The sequence below is a fragment of the Terriglobia bacterium genome (assembly GCA_032252755.1).
Classification (GTDB): domain Bacteria; phylum Acidobacteriota; class Terriglobia; order Terriglobales; family Acidobacteriaceae; genus JAVUPY01.
In genome coordinates this window covers 1-14,420 of record JAVUPY010000063.1, presented here as the reverse complement: position 1 = coordinate 14,420, position 14,420 = coordinate 1, and the positions used below count along the sequence as shown (strand labels likewise).

Below are 14,420 nucleotides of genomic sequence, written 5' to 3'. Positions count from 1 at the left end.
GCCACTACGCCTTTTGTCCTCTGTCAGTTACAATCCCCTCCAGAGCTCTTTCTTCATTCATGAAGACTTTTTTCCGGTTGGTCCGGATCGCGTTTTTCCGCGCTCTGGAACACGATCAATTCGCAGTAGCGAAAGGCGGCGCTTATTCCGCTATCCTTACGCTCTTTCCCGCCGTCCTGCTCGTGGCGTCCATCCTGACCACTTCCCACAGCACCGCCTCCTTCGTCAACGAAATCTCCTATGCTCTCGGCCGCATTCTTCCCGCCGGGACCAAGCAGGCCGTCCAGCAGTACTTCCAGGGAAATAAGCCGCGTCCCATCGGACGCATCATTTTCACCGCCATCATCACCCTATGGACCGGATCCGGCGTCATGATCTCCTGGATGGAAGGATTCCGTAAGGCCTATCACCTTCCCAAGATCTGGGGAATGGTGAGGGAACGTATGATCGCCTTCATGCTGGTCGTGATGGCCGGCGTTCCCATGGGCTTTGCAAGCTTCCTTGTCGCTTTCGGAAACCAGATCGAACGCTGGATGATCTTCCATGCCGGACATGAGCTCGCCGGCTACATACTCGGCATCTGGACCGCCGTCCGTTGGATAATCTCCACCCTCACCAGCATCGCCGTTATTTCGCTTATTTACCATCACGGTCTGCCGAGAACGCAACCCTGGCATCGAGTGCTCCCCGGTGCCGTCTTCGCGACCGTCATGTGGTTCGTGGCTACCATCCTCTTTGGAACCTACCTGCGACACTTCGCTGACTACAACGAGATTTACGGGTCTGTTGCCAGCGCCATCGCCCTGCTGATCTGGCTCTATCTCGTCTCATTGGTTGTGCTCGTGGGCGCCGAGTTCAACGCCTTGCGCTACCCGCGCTACCTGTTCGGTGCGCACTCGGAGATTTCTTTCGCGGAGCCCAGGGAAGAGAATGGCCGGTAAGACAGTCAACATCCTGAAGGCGAAGCCAGCGCAATCGTCCGCTCAGCGGCGCGCCAAGGTCGTCTGCACCCTCGGGCCATCCAGCAGCAGTGAAGCCATGATTCGCGATTTAATGCGTTCCGGCATGGATGTCGCGCGCCTCAACTTCTCGCACGGTACGCACGAAGAGCACGCACGCATCATCAAGCGCCTGCGCAAAGTCGCCCGTGCCGAGCGGCGCACCATCTGCATCCTCCAGGACCTGCAGGGCCCCAAGATGCGCACCGGGAAACTCGCCGGACATACGCCAGTCCTGATCAAAACCGGCTCACGCGTCACCATCACTACCCGCGACATCCCCGGCACCGCCGTTCTGATTTCGACCAGCTTCCAGGCCCTTCCGCGCGAAGTCGAGCACGGCTCGCTCATTCTTCTCTCCGACGGAAAACTCTCGCTCAAGGTTAGCTCCATTAAGGGCAACGACATCGAATGTGAAGTCCTCGACGGCGGCCTGCTCGCCGAGCACCAGGGAATCAACCTCCCTGGAGCCGTCCTCAGCGTTCCCTCGCTGACGGAAAAGGATTACAAGGATTTGCGCTTCGGCCTCGAACATGGCGTCGACATCGTCGCCGTCTCATTCGTCCGCAGCGCCGACGATGTTGCTGAGGTCAAACGTTTCATCGCGCAGCGCAAGAGCGGCACTCCGGTCATCGCGAAACTCGAAAAGCCCCAGGCCATCGACAACCTCGAACAGATCATGGAAGTCGCCGACGGCGTCATGGTTGCCCGCGGCGATCTCGGCGTCGAGATGCCGCCGGAAAAAGTTCCCATAATTCAGAAGCATGTCATCCGCCGAGCCCAGTTCTGGCGCAAACCGGTCATCACCGCCACCCAGATGCTCGAGTCCATGATCGAAAACCCGCGCCCCACGCGCGCCGAAGCCAGCGACGTCGCCAACGCCATCTTCGACGGCACTGACGCCGTCATGCTCTCCGGCGAGACCGCCAGCGGCAAATACCCGTGCGAAGCCGTCGGCATGATGTCGCGCATCGTCGTTGAAACTGAGGCCAATATCCTGCAGAACCCCGTGATGCGCCGTCGCAGCGAGCGCCGCGAACTCTCCATCGCCGAGGCCATCTGCGAGTCGGTCGCGCACGTTGCCGAAGACCTCAACATGCGCGCCATCGCCGTTTACACCGAGTCCGGCACCACCGCCCGCCTCATCTCCAAATACCGCCCCCGCGCCCCCATCTTCGCCTTCGCCCACGACGCCCCTGTCTGCAATCGCCTGAACCTCTATTGGGGTGTGCGCCCGGTCATGACCCGGGAAAAGCGTACCGTCGAGGCCATGGTCGAACTCGCCGATAGCCATCTGCTGCGGGCCGGTGTCGTCGCTCCCGGCGAAATCGTCGGCATCGTCGCGGGAACCCACATCGGCTCCGGCTCTACCAACCTCATCCGCCTCCACCGAGTCGTCCGCCGCAAATCATAGCGCCTCTCCGTTCTTTGGTTTACCCGATCTTCCGTTGTTCTGTTGCTTCTTAACCCTCTTTTACTTGCATCCCGAGCCTTTGCTCTATACCTTTTAACCGGCGGATTTCCTCGGAGGAACCATGTCCAAGCAGATTCTTGCCTTGGCAGTGCTCGAACCCCACCCCGGCAAAGAACAGGCCTGTCTCGACCTGCTACACGAGTTCTACGACATGTTGAAGGCGAAGGGCTACAGCCGCGACATCCTCTTCCGCGAAGCCAAGAAAGACGACTCCTCCAAGGACCGTCTCGTGCACCTGCGCATCTGGACGTCCGACGAAACCCGCGCCGAGGCAGCCCAGGATCCCGACGTCCACAAATTCTGGATGCGCCTCCCCGAGGTTTGTACCATCACCACAATCTACGAAAGCCTCGAGGAACTCTACTCAACTTACGAAAACTCCGCCGGCGTTCCGTCGTAAGCTGCGTCAAGTTCGCTGAATGACGAATAACGAAAGGACGAATTGCATTCGGTCTTCAATTCGGCACTCCGTCATTCGTTATTTCGACATTTGCTTTCCAAGCGTCAATGAGAAAATCGTCAATCGTCAATCCGATACACTAGCCTGTCGATGACCTTGACCGCTCTTCCCCTCGCCCATGTTCCCGACTGGCGCATTACCGCCGCCTATCTCATCTTTCTCGCCAGCTATCTCGTCTTCGCTTTAGGCAAATTTCCCGGCCTCAAAATCGACCGCCCTGGCATGGCCATTATCGGTGCCGTCCTGATGGTCGCCTTTCGCATCGTCCCCGCCGGCGAAGCATTCCGGTTTATCGATTTCGGCACCATCGTCCTGCTCTTCTCCATGATGCTGCTCGTCGGCTATCTCCACCTCGCCGGATTCTTCGAGTGGGTCACCGAGCACGTCATCGCCAATCTCCAGCCCCGACACCTGCTGCCCGCCGTCATATTCATGACCGGCATTCTCTCGGCGTTTTTCGTCAATGACATCGTCTGCCTCGTCCTCGTGCCCTTCGTTCTGCTCGCCACCCGCCGCATGGGACTCAAGCCGCTGCCTTACCTGCTCGCAGTCGCAACGTCCGCGAATATCGGCAGCGTCGCCACCATCACCGGGAACCCGCAGAACATGCTCATCGGCTCCTTCTCCGGAATCTCCTACCGCCAGTTCCTCTTCCACCTCGGTCCCGTCGCGCTCATCGGACTCCTGCTTGACTGGCTCATCATCCGCTGGCTCTGTGCTCCTCAACTCGCCGCCACAGAACCCGCCGACACTTCGCCGGCCACTCCCCACATCGAAACCCAGCAACTCCGCAAACCCGCCATCGTCATCGCCCTCGTGCTCATCGGCTTCATCGGCGGAGTTCCGCCCGCCATGATGGCCGCCGTCGGCGCCGCCATCATGCTCATCACCCGTACCCGCAGCCCTCGCCTCGTCTACGACGAGGTCGATTGGGGCCTGCTCGTCTTCTTCATCGGACTCTTTCTCATCGTCGGCGGCGCCGAAAACGCCGGCCTCACCCGCTACCTTTTCTCGATCGCCAACCGCTTCAATCTCCAGAACGCCGGCATCTTCACCGCCACCACCGCGATCCTCTCCAACATCGTCAGCAACGTTCCCGCCGTCATGGTCCTCAAAACCCTCGTCCCCGGCTTCTCTAACCCGCACACCGGATGGCTCGTTCTCGCCATGGCCAGCACCCTCGCCGGAAACCTCACCATCACTGGTTCCGTCGCCAACCTCATCGTCGTCGAGCGCGCCCACGACGAAGTCCACATCGGCTTCTGGGACTACTCTCGCGTCGGCATCCCCGTAACGCTGGTCACGCTTGCGGTCGGCTGGGCCTGGTTGGCCTGGGTACGATAGCGAGGTACTAGCTCGCGTCGAGCGCCGCCAAGTCCAGCCTCGCGCTCTAGCAAGCGGAGAAGTTTGTGTTTTGATTTCGGATGTAGCCCAGCGCTTCAGCGCTGGGAAAGCGATATGCATATCTCCCGAAAGTCCCGCAGGGACGACTGGAATTCAATTCCCCCCTCCCTGTACAATTCCCCGATTCGCCGATCCCGACACGAACCTTCGGCGCTCAGGAGGCATGTATGTTTCAACGGGCCACCCTGATCCTCACTGTCGCTCTACTCGCACTCGCAACCGCATCTCTCGCACAAAACGCCAAAGCCACCGCAAAAGGCTCTGCGAAGAAACCCGCCACCGCCCACAAAGCTGAAATCTCCGACGCCCAGTACACCGCGCAAGCCCTCTCCGCAGCTCCCGCCGCCATCGCCAAGGAAGCCGGCATCATGCGAATGAACGCCGACGGCTCCATGCGCACCCTGCGCGAGAGCAAGAACGGATTCACCTGCATGGTTGTCGGTACCGACCGAATGTGCAACGACGCCAACAGTATGGAATTCATCCACGCCATGCTGAACCACCAGCCGCCGCCGGACAAACTCGGCATCTCCTACATGCTCGCCGGCGACAAGGGCGCCAGCAATACCGACCCCTACGCTACCGGCAAAACCGCCGACAACCACTGGATCGTCACCGGCCCGCACATCATGGTCTTCGGTCCGGCCACCAAAACCTTCACCTTCACCCGCGACAAGGACCCCGACCCCAACAAGCCCTACATGATGTGGGCCGGCACCCCCTACGAACACGCCATGATCCCCGTGGGCGGCGCAACCAAGAAGTAGGCGAATTGATCTGAAAACAAGAGGTGTGCTCATTTGCACACCTCGTTTTGCTGGTTCGATACTTTTGACTTGCAGCAGTACTGGTGTGTGATGGTGCGCGGTAATCTCCCCGAAGAGTGAGCCTGTTGTTACAACACGCTTCCCAACTAATCTGCGATATTTCTTGTACCCATCTTCGTCGAGTACCAACTGCACAGTGTGAATATCCTTCTGCGCAGGGTTTAAGTCCGGACTTACCTTGCCCTCGTCCACGCAGACCGGCGAGTCCAACTTCAGCAACCAGTACGTTTCAGCGCGGTCACCTTTGTGAATGTCATCGTAATTTGGCGGTCCAGGAAATGTCTTGCGGACCATCGTGCCATGCAGTTCGATGACCGCTGGTTTGCATGATTGACAGCCGGAGGGAGGCGCTTGCCCTGACGCAGTCCCCGGAGTGATCGTGACGATCACGAGAAGGATAATTATCCACGGTCCCATGAAATGGTGCTCCCCGCTATCATAGCTCCATGACTCGCGTCCTTCTCTCCTGGTCCACCGGCAAAGACAGTGCCTGGACGCTTCACGTCCTGCGCCAGCAACCCGACATCGAAATCGCCGGCCTGCTCACCACGCTCAACTCCGAGTTCGATCGCGTAGCCATGCACGGCACCCGCCGCTCCATCCTCGAAGCCCAAGCCCAAGCCGCGCAACTGCCCTTGTGGATCGTCCCGCTACCATGGCCCTGCCCCAACGAAATCTACGAGCAGCGCATGACCGAAGCCTGCAATCGCGCCCTGGCCGAGCGCGTCGACGCCATAGCTTTCGGCGACCTCTTTCTTCAGGACATCCGCGCCTATCGCGAAAAGCAACTCGCCCCCACCGGCCTCAAACCGCTTTTTCCGCTCTGGAAAATCCCAACCGACACTCTCGCCCGCGACATGATCTCCGCCGGCCTGCGTGCCCGCCTCACCTGCGTCGATACAAAACAACTCTCCGCCGACTTCGCCGCCCGCGAATTCGACTCGTCGTTGCTAAGCGATCTCCCAAAAGAAGCCGATCCCTGCGGCGAGCGCGGCGAGTTCCACACCTGCGTCCACGCCGGTCCGATGTTCACGCACGCTATCACGCTAACCCCGGGCGAAATCGTCCGCCGCGACGGCTTTGTCTACGCCGACTTTCAGTAGTGAAATGAACCAGTGAAGTAGGACTGGAAAGGACGGTAAGGGAATCCGCCCTGCCTGTAACTCACCAAGAACCTTCGTTGTGGGACGAAGTTAAAACTCAATCGGAAGGGTCTTTGCGTTTGTAGTGCTGCAGCCCGTATTCGTGCTTTCCGTCAGCCGACTCTCGCATCCAGGCCACGCGCGCGGGCAGCCACAGGTTCTCCGCCTCTTTGCAGTAAGGTACCGCAATATCGACGTAGCCGTTCAGGCGCAGCCGGCAATTCGTGGTGATCCGAATCCCCGCCCGCGACGCATTCAGCACTTCCGCCTGGACGATCTGTCCAAACCATCGGATTCCCGCACGATAGCCTACCGCAACCCGACTATTCCGGCGCTTCTCCCCAACCTGTAACGTCTTCAAAGACTCCCCCATGCTCGTCCATCTGCGAGCATAAGGCCCCCCAAAAGCCGGGTCAATGTACTTTGGTAACCAACCGCTAACCCCGATGTAATCTCCAGGTTGAAGATCCTTTTGCCGGTTCTCCCTTAGCCGGTTTGCCGTTTAGTTGACCCACGGACCACGACCCTCGCCGTTATCTTTTTTCTTCGCGTTCGGGTCCCGATAGTTTCCGTACTCGTCGAAGTACTCGTTATAGTTCGTTGGCTGGTTCTGCTTGCGCATATAGACTTCGAATTTCCTCGCCGCGCGTCGTCTCCTCCACTTGATATAGCGGTTTCGAATCCCGAAGTACCCTTCCGTTGTCGCGAATCCCAATCCTCGCCTCGGCACGAATCGCAGGTAAACCCATCCGAAGAACGCCCCGCCAAGATGTGCAAAGTTCGCCACTCCGCCTGTCTCACCCAGCGCGCCCACCAGCGCGATGAAGATGAATGCCGCGACCAGGTACTTCGCTTTCACCGGCAGGACGAACCACAGCAGGATTTCGCGATTGCCGTAAATAATTCCGTACGCCAGCAGGATGCCGAAGATGCCCCCGCTCGCGCCGATTGTCGGTGTAACAATCAGGCCCGCAATGCTGCGGATCAGCGGCGCCTGGTAGCCCTGGTAGATGGCAAGCGCGCCATAACCAACAAAGATGCTCGTCAGCGCCGCGCCAACCACGCAGAATAAATAGAACTCCAGGAACTGCTTTCGCCCCCAGTCCATCTCAAACTGCGAGCCGAACATCCACAGCGTCAGCATGTTAAACAACAGGTGCCACAATCCGGCATGAATGAACGAGTACGTAACCAACTGCCAGATCCATCCGTGGACAATCAGCTTCGGAACCAACCCGAGCGCGAAGTACACATCTCCCGTGCTCAGAAAGTTCAGCCCCGACCCCAATAACATCAGCAGGAACACCGCACAGTTAATGGCAATCAGCCACTTCACCATGTAGGTGAACGGCGGAAACCCCATGCTGCTCATGCTTGACCTACGTGCCATTCCGTCCCCAATCTTAAGTTGTTTCCGTCATCGTATATACCGTCGTCCCGAGCGGAGCCGCGCCTCAGTTGCGCGGCGTAGTCGAGGGACCTGCATCTCATGACCCACAGCTGCCGCAGTCAGCAGATGTGGGTCTTACCAGCAACCAGCCACGAATAACCAGCAACCGCTTTACCTTCCCGGCTGGGGTGCCACCACCAAACTCTTATGTCCCTTAGCGTCCACCGCTCGAACCCCGAACACTACATTATCCTTCGAAATCGGCAGTGTTGCTGTCGTGGCGGTCCCCACGTTCTTGCTGTCGGTCCAATTTGGTTCATCGGTTGGACGCCACACCACCTCGTAGTACGCCACTCGCCCGCCCGGCGAGGGATCCCACGCCAAGTCCGTATCGTTCGTCAGTCGCCGTAGCAGCAACTTCACATTCGCCGGCGGCGCCGGAGCCTCGGCCAGCGACATCAGCGTTGCCACTTCCAGCCTCGTCACCTTCGCCACATACGGAAAATCCACGAACTTCGGCCAGTCCCCATATTCGATGCCGTTCTCTGTTCGTGGGGTCTGATGCTGGTGATTGTAGTTCTCGCGCCACTCCGTAAATCGCACGGCCGCGAACCCTTCTTCATTGAACGAACTCTGATCGCCCCCGCGCAGGTAGCGATCCGGCCGATACTCCATCACCGGATGGAATCCCGGTCCCGCGGAATACGCGTGTCCGATCTCGTAGACGTATCGTGCCACCTGCCGAGAAATGGAATCGTTCTCCTCCCCCAGTGCCCGAATCCTGCGAATCTCCTGTGGCGTCGCCGCCACTGGAATCCCCTCCGAGAACACGCGTACCTTCATCGGATCCTGCCCCGGCGACTTATCGCCACCCACGATATCGTTATTCAGGTCCGCCTCAATGTCCCAACTCTCCGCCTTCGCCATCTTCGCGAAGTTCTTCGAGCCGTACAGTCCCTGCTCCTCGCCTGCAACCGTAAGGAAGATGATCGTCGCCGGGAACTTGTACTGGCTCAGCACCCGGGCCGCTTCCAACACCAGTACGGTGCCGCTTCCGTCGTCGTTCGCGCCCGGCGCGTCCTTCTCGTAATCGTTAGTCTCCGAATCCCGCGAATCATAATGTCCGGAAACCACGAAAATTCGCTTCGCGCTCTCCGGGTCGGTCCCCTTCAGCATCGCGTAAACGTTCGTGATCGGTGTGGCCTCGGGAATCCGGCTGGAAACTGGCTGCGTTTCCGTCTGTGTCTTTACTTCGAGACACCCGCCGCACGCCTTCGAGTATTCCTCGAATTGCGACTTGATCCAGTCCGCAGCCTTGACGATCCCACGAGGAGAATCCGTCGGAAGCTTTACCGATAGCGTCTGCCGTGTTCCAAACGAAACCAGCTTCTCGTTATTCGCTTTCAGCTTCTCAGCAGAGACTTTCTTCATCGCCGCAACGATCTGCGGATCAACCTTCATCCGGTGCCCCACATCTGCCGCTTTTTGCAGACGTGTGTCTTTGTTCTTCGTGTCCGCATGTTCTTGAGCAACCATCAGGGACCCCAGCATCATCACTACCGCAAACTTGGCGACGATTTTGCTTGCGCTCATCATAAATTTCCGCTCTCATTCATCAGGAATTGAGTGGAGTCTTGCATTTCCGCTCTTGACGCTTTGCTGCTGGAAATTCTATAGATAAAAGCGCGACGCCGCCTAGATCGCCTGCATCTTTTTCACAGGCAAAGGCACCAATCCCCTGGAGGAACGCAGTCATGGTTTTATGCCCAGAATGCGAGACCGATCTCGACATCGAAGAAGATGAACTCGATGAAGGCGAAATCGTCTCCTGCACAGAATGCGGTACCGACTTCGAGGTCGTAGGTGTCGAACCCCTCGAACTCGCTCGCATCTCCGAAGAAGACGATGAGGACGACGACCTTGGCGAAGATGATGAAGATGAGGGCTAAGCCGCTCAGCGCTGCGCTGGCCCTCGCCTTCGCGCTTTCGTTCGCCTCCTCTGTGCTCGCCGTAGTACAGGAAACGCCCGCGCCACAAACCGAACAAAAGAATCGGACCGATCAGAAAAAAGCCAAGCACGATTACGCCCTGATTTACGGAACCGTCTGGGACAAGGGCGACCGCCCCGTCTATGGCGTCCCCATCAAGATCCGCCGCGCCGATCAGAAAAAGGCCAAATGGGAACTCATGTCGGACCACCAGGGCGAGTTCGCTCAGCGCGTTCCCGTGGGCAAGGCCGACTACATCGTTTGGGCCGATATCAAGGTCCCCAAGGGCCAGCAAAAGCCTGAAACCAAAGTACATATCGAATACGATGAGCGTCGCGACATCAGCCTGCATCTAACCAGGTAGCTGACCAGCTACATAGATAGGTTCTGTACAATGCTGGGGAGGGCTCGGCTTTGGGTGGAGCAGCGCTTCAGCGCCGCGTTAAGGGCCTCGTTTCAGCGGCGGTTCTGGCCGCTGAGGTCAGTACTGGCGTTAACTATGGGCCCTGCAAAATGAGAACTGAGAACTGCTTTTTCTGAACTGAGAACCGCTTGTCGGAGGCTTCGTGAAACGTACACTGACGCTATCGCTTCTTGCTCTGGCACTCGCCGTCGCGGCAACAATGTTTGCGCCAGCCGCCCAGGCACAGGCTGGCGGAAAAACCGTGGTAGGATTCGTCTTCAACAAAGCGGATCAACCGCTGTCCGATGCAATCGTCTACCTGAAGAATACCAAGACGCTGAGCGTGAAGACCTTCATCGTGGGCAAAGATGCCGCCTATCGCTTCACGGCGCTCTCACCCAATGTTGACTATGAGCTCTGGGCCGAGTTCCAGGGCGCCAAGAGCGACACCAAGACCGTAAGCTCCTTCGACAGCCGACCCCAATCCCACATCAACCTCAGAGTAAACACAAAATAGCTGTTTGATGTAGGCCCAGCCGCCCGGCTGGGCGCCCGAGCGAAGCTCGCGTATATTCGCTCCACCGAACCTGAAAAAGGCCACCCATTCCGGAGTGGCCTTTGCTTTTGAATTTAACTGAAAACTGGGTACCGGAACTGAGAACTATTCTCTATCTTTCCGTCCCCAATCAATCAGTTCCCCAATCGTCGAAGTCCCCGGCGTTGCGCTCGAGTGCTTATAGCTCTCGACCTCCTGTCGTGTCGGCTCTTCGCCCGCGGCGCGCAGGCTCAACCCGACCTTCTTTTCCGCCTGGTTCATCTTGATGATCTTGAAGTCGAACTCCTGGTTCGGCTCGAGCTTCACCGGTTGCTCGTTCGCGTCCGTCGCTTCGCTGTTATGGCACAGACCCTCGACGCCATCGGCGATCTCAACGAATGCTCCAAAGCTCGCCAGCCGCAGAACCTTGCCATGAACCACGTCGCCCACCCGATGCTGATCGAAGAAGGTGTCCCAAACATCCGGCTGCAGCTGCTTCACGCCGAGGCTTAGCCGACGGTTATCCGGCTCGATCGCCAGCACCACGGCCTTCACCTTGTCGCCCTTCTTCAGTACTTCCGACGGATGCTTCACCCGTTTCGTCCAGCTCAAGTTGCTGACGTGCACCAGCCCATCGATCCCATCTTCGATCTCGATGAACGCGCCGAAGTCCGTCAGGTTCCGAACCTTACCTTCGACCGTCGATCCGACTGGGAACTTCTCATGCAGCGACTCCCACGGATTCGTCTCCAGCTGCTTCATGCCCAGCGAAATCCTGCGCTCTCCAGGGTTCACGTTCAGCACTACCGTCTCCACCGTATCGCCGACGTTCACGATCTTCGACGGATGCTTCATCCGCTTCGACCACGTCATCTCGCTGACGTGCACCAGACCTTCGATGCCCTGTTCCAGCTCGATAAACGCGCCGTAGTCGGTCACAGAGATCACGCGTCCCTTCACATGCGCGCCAATCGGATACCGCTCCGCTGCATCCAGCCACGGGTCCGGCGTCAACTGCTTAAAGCCCAGCGAAACCCGCTGCTTGTCCTTATCGAACTTCAGAACCTTCACCTGGATCTGGTCGCCCACCTGCACCAGGTCGCGCGGATGCGTCAGGCGCCCCCACGACATGTCGGTGATATGCAGCAGCCCATCGATCCCGCCGAGGTCCACGAACGCGCCGTAGTCAGTCAGGTTCTTGACGGTTCCCGTCAGCACCGCGCCCTCTTCCAGGTGCTGCAGTGTTTGTCCGCGCTTCGCCGAAATCTCTTCGTCCAAAATCGCCTTGCGGCTCACCACGATGTTCCCGCGCTTCTTGTTCAGCTTAATTACGCGGACTTCCATTTCCTGGTTCTTGTAGCCTTCCAGGTTGCGCACTGGCCGTACGTCCACCTGCGACCCGGGCAGGAACGCCCGCGCGCCCAGGATGTCCACCGTCAGACCGCCTTTAATACGGTCAATAACGTGCACCTTGATCGGAGATTTCTCGTTATACGCCTTCTCGATCTCGTCCCACGCGTGAATCCTCTGCGCCTTCTGGAACGAGAGGTTCACGTAGCCTTCCTCGGTGTGACCCTTCTCCGTCATCACGTCGATCGGGTCGCCGGGATTGAACTTCACGTTGCCTTCGTGGTCCGTGACCTCGGCGATCGGCACTACGCCTTCGCTCTTGGTCCCAATGTCGACCACCAGGTGCTTGCCGGGGACGACGCTGATCACAGTCCCGTGGATCACGCGATCCTCGTGCTGCGCAGCCTCCGTCTGTTCTTGTTCGAATGTTTCGAGTGCGGTTGCGAAATCTTCCGTCATTTTGGTTTCTTCACGTTTCGGCGCGCCCGCGCTGGGCGGCTCCTGGGTATGAGTGCTGTCGGTCCCCGCTACTGGCTGAGGCGCGCCGTCTGAAGCCGTTTGCGGTGCTTCAGCGTGCGCTGGTTCTGTCTGTTCTGGTGTTTCGGCGTGCTCTTGCGCAGTATCCACGGGCGTGCTGCTATGTGACTGTTCAGGAGCGTTAGAGGGCAGAGAGTCGTTACGGGTTTCTTCGAAAGCCATCGGTTTGCATCATCCCATTCGCAAAGGGGAGACGAATGGGGGCCAATTAAATTGCAGACTGCTGGTGGGAGTCGAATCAGGACAGGTGAAGGGACGTTCCAGCGGTCGGATCCCACTTGCGAAGTACGCGAACGGGACTCCAAAACTATAGCAACGCGCCAGAACGGAAGTCAAACCACCATGGCCGATTTCTACAGTGAAATTTCGATGAACGTATAAGAGTTTCACTCGACCCAAAGCAGCGGTGCCTACCCTTGGTCATGCGCAGTTCGGCGCGAGGGGGGCGAGTTGAGGCGCGCACCACCAGGACCGAAACAACGAACCGAACTACGGACCGCGTTTTCCACATCACAACCCCTTGTGACGTCCTTCTCAACGTGATACTGTCCCGCAACTTACTTTCCGCTTTTCGGACACCTTCATAGCACCAGCAGGAATCATCTGGGCCTCGGGTTCCCTCGTTACGCCATTGGGGGGTTGCCTTGTCTGTTTCGCCGCTCGTGTTCCTTGCCGCTCTTTGTGTCCTCAATCCTCTTGCACTCTACGCCCGCGGGCACAACTGCGCGCTCCGGTCCGTGCACGACACTGTCAGTCACGAAGGTCACATCTGCACTGACGCCGAGGTTCTCAGCAGGGCCCTAGCCGGCCATGCTTTCGAGCAGAACCAGATGGGGATTGCTGCGCTCCTTGGCAACACTCGGGTCGGCTTCGACCAGGCTTTGTCCTGGTTCCAGCGGGCCGCGCGCCAGAACTTCGCACCTGCGGAGGTCAACCTTGGACTGATGTACTTCAACGGCTGGGGCATCGCGCGACAGTACGCAGTCGCGCTGCACTACTTCACGCTCGCCGCCGACTCCGGTTATCCTGCCGCCAACTACGATCTCGGGCTCATGTTCTTCCAGGGACACGGTGTCCGCCGCGACTACGATATGGCCTTCAAGTACTTCCAGCCAGCGCCGCCGAGGGAGATCCCGGCGGTCAGGCCGCAGTCGGCCTTTCCTACGATCTCGGCTTCGGCGTCGCTCGCGACCCCGCCGTTGCGGCCCGGTGGTACCGCAAGGCCGCCAGGCAGGGACACGCTTCCGCCCAGTGCAACCTTGCCCAACTCTACGCTCACGGGCGAGGCGTTCGCCAGGACGCCAGCAAGGCCTTCCGCTGGTTCCACGACGCCGCCATCCAGGGCGACATCCGCGCCCGCGTCAACTTCGGGTATATGTACCTCAAGGGTCTCGGAACACCCAGGGATCCGCAGACCGCTTACGTCTGGCTCAAGGCAGCCGAACTCGGCGGCGACAAGTCCGCCAGCGCGCTCCTCAACGGCCTGGATGACGAACTGACGGACGAACAGATAGCGACGGCGCGCAAGCAGGCAGCGGAGCTGGTGCCGAACAATCCCGAGAACCTGGTGCTCGCCGGAATTCGTCACTGAGTTTGAGTTTGCAGGGGGGTCGAGCGAAGACCCACCCCCCTGTTTTGCTCTCGCCTGTTTTCAGTGACTTACGGAAATTTTCGCCGTAAGCCGCTGGAAAGAAGGAACTTAGATCTGAAAATGTCTCGATGGCGTTTGTTTCCAGGATTTTGCGCCGGGAAAATGTGTTTTTCGCTGCGTGTTATCTGTGGTGTGTCAGGAGGTTGTACCCCGGAAGCGGGGAGCGGGAGATTGGCGGAGCGTTATTGAGGCTAGCATGTGGGCGGTGGAAGTTGTAGTGACGAAGCCAGAGAGACAGGTGAGCGTTGCGGTGATCAGAAG

General features: G+C 58.7%; 17 protein-coding genes. 10 read left to right on the top strand and 7 right to left on the bottom strand.

Annotated elements, in window-relative coordinates:
- Positions 1 to 59: 59 nt before the first annotated feature.
- From ROO76_14930 to ROO76_14905, 6 genes are all read left to right on the top strand, one after another.
- Entirely contained in the window at positions 60 to 941 is an 882-nt protein-coding gene (locus ROO76_14930; GenBank protein MDT8069457.1) for a YihY/virulence factor BrkB family protein, read from the top strand.
- Positions 931 to 2,412, top strand: a complete 1,482-nt coding sequence (gene pyk, locus ROO76_14925) for a pyruvate kinase (protein MDT8069456.1) — start codon at positions 931 to 933, stop codon at positions 2,410 to 2,412. Before ROO76_14930 ends, pyk begins: the two co-directional genes overlap by 11 nt.
- Positions 2,413 to 2,533: 121 nt before the next feature.
- Positions 2,534 to 2,872: a hypothetical protein gene (locus ROO76_14920; GenBank protein ID MDT8069455.1), complete on the top strand. Its 339-nt coding sequence runs from the start codon at positions 2,534 to 2,536 to the stop codon at positions 2,870 to 2,872.
- 150 nt (positions 2,873 to 3,022) lie between these two features.
- Positions 3,023 to 4,276, top strand: coding sequence for an anion transporter (locus ROO76_14915; protein MDT8069454.1), 1,254 nt, complete (start codon positions 3,023 to 3,025; stop codon positions 4,274 to 4,276).
- Positions 4,277 to 4,503: 227 nt separating this feature from the next.
- Positions 4,504 to 5,103: a hypothetical protein gene (locus tag ROO76_14910; protein ID MDT8069453.1), complete on the top strand. Its 600-nt coding sequence runs from the start codon at positions 4,504 to 4,506 to the stop codon at positions 5,101 to 5,103.
- Between the two features lie 506 nt (positions 5,104 to 5,609).
- On the top strand, positions 5,610 to 6,266 hold the full coding sequence (locus ROO76_14905) for an ATP-binding protein (protein MDT8069452.1): 657 nt from the start codon (positions 5,610 to 5,612) through the stop codon (positions 6,264 to 6,266).
- Positions 6,267 to 6,363: 97 nt separating this feature from the next.
- Here ROO76_14905 and ROO76_14900 read toward each other — a convergent pair whose 3' ends face one another.
- The 3 genes from ROO76_14900 to ROO76_14890 all read right to left on the bottom strand — a co-directional run bounded on the left by ROO76_14900 (position 6,364) and on the right by ROO76_14890 (position 9,288).
- Complete coding sequence (locus ROO76_14900) at positions 6,364 to 6,666, bottom strand: PilZ domain-containing protein (protein MDT8069451.1); 303 nt, start codon at positions 6,664 to 6,666, stop codon at positions 6,364 to 6,366.
- 141 nt (positions 6,667 to 6,807) lie between these two features.
- A complete protein-coding gene (locus tag ROO76_14895; protein MDT8069450.1) occupies positions 6,808 to 7,695 on the bottom strand; it encodes a rhomboid family intramembrane serine protease in 888 nt (295 codons plus the stop codon).
- 171 nt (positions 7,696 to 7,866) lie between these two features.
- The gene (locus tag ROO76_14890) at positions 7,867 to 9,288 is read right to left on the bottom strand and encodes a M28 family metallopeptidase (protein MDT8069449.1); all 1,422 of its coding nucleotides are present in this window, start codon (positions 9,286 to 9,288) and stop codon (positions 7,867 to 7,869) included.
- Between the two features lie 161 nt (positions 9,289 to 9,449).
- Here ROO76_14890 and ROO76_14885 point away from each other — a divergent pair, with 161 nt between their 5' ends.
- The 3 genes from ROO76_14885 (at position 9,450) to ROO76_14875 (ending at position 10,603) form a co-directional block, all read left to right on the top strand.
- Positions 9,450 to 9,644 (top strand): hypothetical protein, encoded by a 195-nt coding sequence (locus ROO76_14885; GenBank protein MDT8069448.1) that lies wholly within the window; start codon positions 9,450 to 9,452, stop codon positions 9,642 to 9,644.
- Positions 9,601 to 10,047: a hypothetical protein gene (locus tag ROO76_14880; GenBank protein ID MDT8069447.1), complete on the top strand. Its 447-nt coding sequence runs from the start codon at positions 9,601 to 9,603 to the stop codon at positions 10,045 to 10,047. The genes ROO76_14885 and ROO76_14880 overlap by 44 nt, the downstream gene beginning before the upstream one ends.
- Before the next feature lie 202 nt (positions 10,048 to 10,249).
- Positions 10,250 to 10,603, top strand: a complete 354-nt coding sequence (locus ROO76_14875; GenBank protein ID MDT8069446.1) for a carboxypeptidase-like regulatory domain-containing protein — start codon at positions 10,250 to 10,252, stop codon at positions 10,601 to 10,603.
- Between the two features lie 144 nt (positions 10,604 to 10,747).
- Here ROO76_14875 and ROO76_14870 read toward each other — a convergent pair whose 3' ends face one another.
- The 3 genes from ROO76_14870 to ROO76_14860 form a co-directional block, all read right to left on the bottom strand.
- Complete coding sequence (locus ROO76_14870) at positions 10,748 to 12,598, bottom strand: 30S ribosomal protein S1 (protein MDT8069445.1); 1,851 nt, start codon at positions 12,596 to 12,598, stop codon at positions 10,748 to 10,750.
- Between the two features lie 710 nt (positions 12,599 to 13,308).
- Complete coding sequence (locus ROO76_14865) at positions 13,309 to 13,578, bottom strand: hypothetical protein (GenBank protein ID MDT8069444.1); 270 nt, start codon at positions 13,576 to 13,578, stop codon at positions 13,309 to 13,311.
- Positions 13,579 to 13,592: 14 nt separating this feature from the next.
- The gene (locus tag ROO76_14860) at positions 13,593 to 13,835 is read right to left on the bottom strand and encodes a hypothetical protein (protein MDT8069443.1); all 243 of its coding nucleotides are present in this window, start codon (positions 13,833 to 13,835) and stop codon (positions 13,593 to 13,595) included.
- Positions 13,836 to 13,883: 48 nt separating this feature from the next.
- Between ROO76_14860 and ROO76_14855 the strand changes: the two genes are divergently transcribed.
- On the top strand, positions 13,884 to 14,099 hold the full coding sequence (locus ROO76_14855; protein ID MDT8069442.1) for an SEL1-like repeat protein: 216 nt from the start codon (positions 13,884 to 13,886) through the stop codon (positions 14,097 to 14,099).
- A 181-nt stretch (positions 14,100 to 14,280) separates the two neighbouring features.
- On the opposite strand, the gene ROO76_14850 is transcribed toward ROO76_14855, so the two are convergent.
- Positions 14,281 to 14,420 (bottom strand): integrase core domain-containing protein (locus ROO76_14850; GenBank protein MDT8069441.1); only part of this gene is annotated, 140 nt, incomplete at its 5' end.

Coding starts and splice junctions, on each gene's coding strand:
- ROO76_14930 (MDT8069457.1), top strand. CDS start 60: ATGAAGACTTTTTTCCGGTTGGTCCGGATCGCGTTTTTCCGCGCTCTG.
- pyk (MDT8069456.1), top strand. CDS start 931: ATGGCCGGTAAGACAGTCAACATCCTGAAGGCGAAGCCAGCGCAATCG.
- ROO76_14920 (MDT8069455.1), top strand. CDS start 2,534: ATGTCCAAGCAGATTCTTGCCTTGGCAGTGCTCGAACCCCACCCCGGC.
- ROO76_14915 (MDT8069454.1), top strand. CDS start 3,023: ATGACCTTGACCGCTCTTCCCCTCGCCCATGTTCCCGACTGGCGCATT.
- ROO76_14910 (MDT8069453.1), top strand. CDS start 4,504: ATGTTTCAACGGGCCACCCTGATCCTCACTGTCGCTCTACTCGCACTC.
- ROO76_14905 (MDT8069452.1), top strand. CDS start 5,610: ATGACTCGCGTCCTTCTCTCCTGGTCCACCGGCAAAGACAGTGCCTGG.
- ROO76_14895 (MDT8069450.1), bottom strand. CDS start 7,695: ATGGCACGTAGGTCAAGCATGAGCAGCATGGGGTTTCCGCCGTTCACC.
- ROO76_14890 (MDT8069449.1), bottom strand. CDS start 9,288: ATGAGCGCAAGCAAAATCGTCGCCAAGTTTGCGGTAGTGATGATGCTG.
- ROO76_14885 (MDT8069448.1), top strand. CDS start 9,450: ATGGTTTTATGCCCAGAATGCGAGACCGATCTCGACATCGAAGAAGAT.
- ROO76_14880 (MDT8069447.1), top strand. CDS start 9,601: ATGAGGACGACGACCTTGGCGAAGATGATGAAGATGAGGGCTAAGCCG.
- ROO76_14855 (MDT8069442.1), top strand. CDS start 13,884: ATGTACCTCAAGGGTCTCGGAACACCCAGGGATCCGCAGACCGCTTAC.